This window comes from Paenisporosarcina sp. P4_D4 (assembly GCF_056401835.1).
The window spans coordinates 1-3,618 of record NZ_JBFUIO010000166.1; the positions used below are offsets into that span (position 1 = coordinate 1).

The following is a 3,618-nucleotide window of genomic DNA, read 5'->3' on the forward strand; positions in this document are numbered from 1 at the left end:
CAACTAAACTGCCCCGTTAGTTTAAGTGAAGTATTTCACAATCTTCAAATATAATATAACATAAAATATCCAAATTCTTACAAAAAACAAGTTCGCTTAATATTAAACGAACTACCTCAGTTTTAGCATTGTTTTTAACAACACCGCATAAATTTATGTGGTGTCTTCAATTTGCATTCTTATTGATGTGCTAATTAGTATGTCAAATTGAATAGAGCATTGATAAGACAACTTAATAGGAGACACCAATTCATATGTGAATTGTGTCCCCTATTAAGTTGTTATTCAATGTTTTCTCCCCTTCAACCAACCCGTTAGTATTTTTCTCTTAGCTTTTTTATGGAAAATGTAAAGACTTTGTTCAACTAACCTTGCCTATAGTTAAAGAAAAGCTGAACTAATTGTCTGTATTAGTTCAGCTTAAACTTAGACCATTATAATGTTACACATTATATAAAGAATACTGCTGTAATAAAGTTATAACTTTAATTCTTGACTTTTAATAAAAAATTTTTCGTGTCGGGTTTCTTCTTATTGGTTTTTCATCAATTTTTCGATAGGATTTTTCCAACTGATATCTGCTTCTGGGTAGTTCATCAAGATTTCTTTTTCCAGGAATAAAAAATCGTCCCGTGTAAAGCCTTGCAGTTTCATTGTATCTTTGACCCAGACAAATATGGACACGACTTCGAATGCATCACCAGTAGTACCAAGATATTTCTCGCCCTCAAACAGTGCCCCTTTAAATGAAATGAAGAAATTTTTCCTCACATTTTTCACATCATCGTAAAAATAGTAAGCACCCTTTTCGTAAGCGTCATCAAGTTTTCGCTTGGGATCCATTAAGTAAATAATTCCACGGTAAAACAAATAGACAACAAGTGCGAGTATAAGAAATCGGATCAATACGATGATCATAATGGAACCTCCCTTTGGGCAGACGTGTTACTATGGTATACGGATGAACAAATACTTTGGTTTCAAGATTGTTCAAATTTTTTTCTGGAGGTATTTGATATGGAATTACAGCAGTTATTTACGATGCAAAAAGCTCTCGACAGATATATTCAATCGGAGAAGAATATATCTCATGATGTATTTCTTGAAAAAGGGTTAGCGTTATTAGTTGAACTCGCTGAATTGGCGAATGAAACACGTTGCTTCAAATTTTGGAGTGCAAAAGGGCCATCCGATAAGGAAACGATTTTGGAAGAATACGTAGATTCTATTCATTTCTTACTGTCTCTCGGCATTGAAAAACAATTGGACGATTTAGATAGATGGCCTGTTGAGGAAAAAGCAGGTTCCCTGACTCAATTATTTCTAAATACCCATGCATCTATTCAACAATTTCTCCAGGAACCAACCAGACCCCTATATGAAGATGTGTGGAAATGGTATGGAGCAGTTGGATCATCACTAGGTTTTACACATCTTCAAATCGTAAAAGCATATATTGATAAGAATGAAAAAAATTACGAACGTCAACGCACTGGTTATTAACGAATATTTTGAAAACTGAATACGTTTCCATTATAATAAGATAGTTAGAGCATATTTAGGAGGACGAAATAATGACGAAACTTGATGCAACACTTACGATGCTGAAAGATTTAACAGATGCAAAGGCCATACCTGGGAATGAACGTGAAGCACGTGATGTTATGAGAAGATACATCGAGCCATTTGCTGACCGAATGGATTCAGATAATCTGGGCAGCTTAATTGCAGAAAAAGTAGGCGACGCGGAAGGCCCGAAAATCATGGTTGCCGGTCACTTGGATGAAGTCGGATTCATGATCACTCAAATTGATGATAAAGGTTTCTTAAAGTTCCAAACCGTTGGTGGCTGGTGGTCACAAGTTATGCTTGCTCAACGTGTAACTATAGTGACGCGTAAAGGTGAATCTATTACTGGTGTCATTGGATCGAAACCACCACATATCTTATCACCTGAAGCACGCAATAAACCGGTTGATATCAAAGACATGTTTATTGATATCGGTGCCTCTTCGAAAGAAGAAGCTATGGAGTGGGGCGTATTGCCAGGAGATATGGTAACACCATATTTCGAATTCTCTGTTATGAACAATGAAAAAATGCTTCTGGCAAAAGCGTGGGATAACCGTATTGGTTGTGCAATCGCAATTGATGTCCTTAAAGCATTAAAAGATGAGAAACATCCAAACATTGTATATGGTGTGGGAGCTGCCCAAGAAGAAGTTGGATTACGTGGAGCACGCACAGCAGCGGCGAAAATCAAGCCGGATATTGGTTTTGCAGTTGACGTCGGTATTGCTGGTGACACGCCAGGGATTACAGCAAAAGAATCTACAAGCAAAATGGGAGCAGGTCCACAATTGGTATTGTTTGATGCTTCAATGGTTTCTCACAAAGGACTTCGCGATCTAGTGGTAGATACTGCCGAAGAAAATAACATTCCTTATCAGTTTGAATCTATTCCTGGAGGAGGAACAGATGCCGGAGCGATTCATTTGACAGCAAACGGTGTTCCCTCATTGGCTATTGGGATCGCAACTCGCTATATTCATTCTCATGCAGGTATTTTACACCGTGATGATTATGAAAATGCAGTCAAACTGATTGTGGCGGTAATCAAAAAACTAGATCGTGACACAGTGAACAAAATTATCTTCGACTAATAAGGAAATCAGAAAGCATCGCTGAGGCGATGTTTTTTTGATACTCTTGGTATTTTATGCATGATAGATTGTTGTCATATCAATCATTAATTGAAAGGTGAAGGCGTAGTCCAAGTGACTACGCTTTTATTTATGTCCCATATATTTTGAAGTGAGAAATTATTGAAAAAATCTATTTTGTTTTCCTATCTACCTAGAGCATTTTTCTATCACTTAATATGTTATAGATGTAAGGGAAAACGGATTGAGTGGAAACGCGTAACGGAGTCTACTAACAATCCAAACGGAAGGAGGTGAAATTAATAATGGGATATAGCAAAAAGACATGGGTAAAAATAGAGGGCTGTGACTGTTTCAAATGTCGTGAAGCAGAAAGCAAAGAAAAATGTGAAAAAAACCACGATTGGGATAAAAAAGATGAATGTAAATGTGCTAAGTGTGGTGATGTTAACATCCATGTAGTATGCAAAGAAGAAGATCACGATAAGAAGGATCACGATGAGAAAAAGAAAGACGACTGTGAAAAATGCACAGGTAAAACAGACAAAGTAGAGTTCCAATCAGACACATCATTTTTAGACGATGAAATTTTCGAAGAACCAATCCAAGTACTTCAGGTTTCTTTCAACAAAATATGTGAAGGTGACAAGGTATGGTTGAGTGGAATTGTTGGTTTTGATAATGACACAGTTGTTTGTGGTAATGATGTTGCTGTGATTAAATTAACAATTGTAAGAACAACTGCGTCAGGAAGTGAGCGTATCATCTACAGACAAACTTTTGAAATCGATCAACCTGGACATGACGATCTTACTCAAGTGCCATTTGCACATGTRGAATTCGAATCAAATGAAAACAAAAATGTAACTTATACAGTTTTCGTACAACGCCTGAATGATAACAGAGATGTATTTTTATTCGGACAAAACACATTGGCTGCTCTAAGAATTAACTA

4 protein-coding genes are annotated in these 3,618 nt (G+C 36.6%); 3 read left to right on the forward strand and 1 reads right to left on the reverse strand.

The genetic code is table 11. The annotated features are described in order from the left end of the window. Nucleotides 1–531 precede the first annotated feature (531 nt). A complete protein-coding gene (locus AC1DSL_RS16380) occupies nucleotides 532–918 on the reverse strand; it encodes a hypothetical protein (protein WP_016426713.1) in 387 nt (128 codons plus the stop codon). Between the two features lie 99 nt (nucleotides 919–1,017). Between AC1DSL_RS16380 and AC1DSL_RS16385 the strand changes: the two genes are divergently transcribed. The 3 genes from AC1DSL_RS16385 to AC1DSL_RS16395 form a co-directional block, all read left to right on the forward strand. Further along, nucleotides 1,018–1,503, forward strand: coding sequence for a dUTP diphosphatase (locus AC1DSL_RS16385; RefSeq protein WP_477533008.1), 486 nt, complete (start codon nucleotides 1,018–1,020; stop codon nucleotides 1,501–1,503). Nucleotides 1,504–1,574: 71 nt separating this feature from the next. Then, a complete protein-coding gene (locus tag AC1DSL_RS16390) occupies nucleotides 1,575–2,663 on the forward strand; it encodes a M42 family metallopeptidase (RefSeq protein ID WP_477533009.1) in 1,089 nt (362 codons plus the stop codon). Nucleotides 2,664–2,968: 305 nt separating this feature from the next. Next, nucleotides 2,969–3,618: hypothetical protein (locus AC1DSL_RS16395; protein WP_342543290.1), on the forward strand; the 650-nt coding region annotated here is incomplete at its 3' end.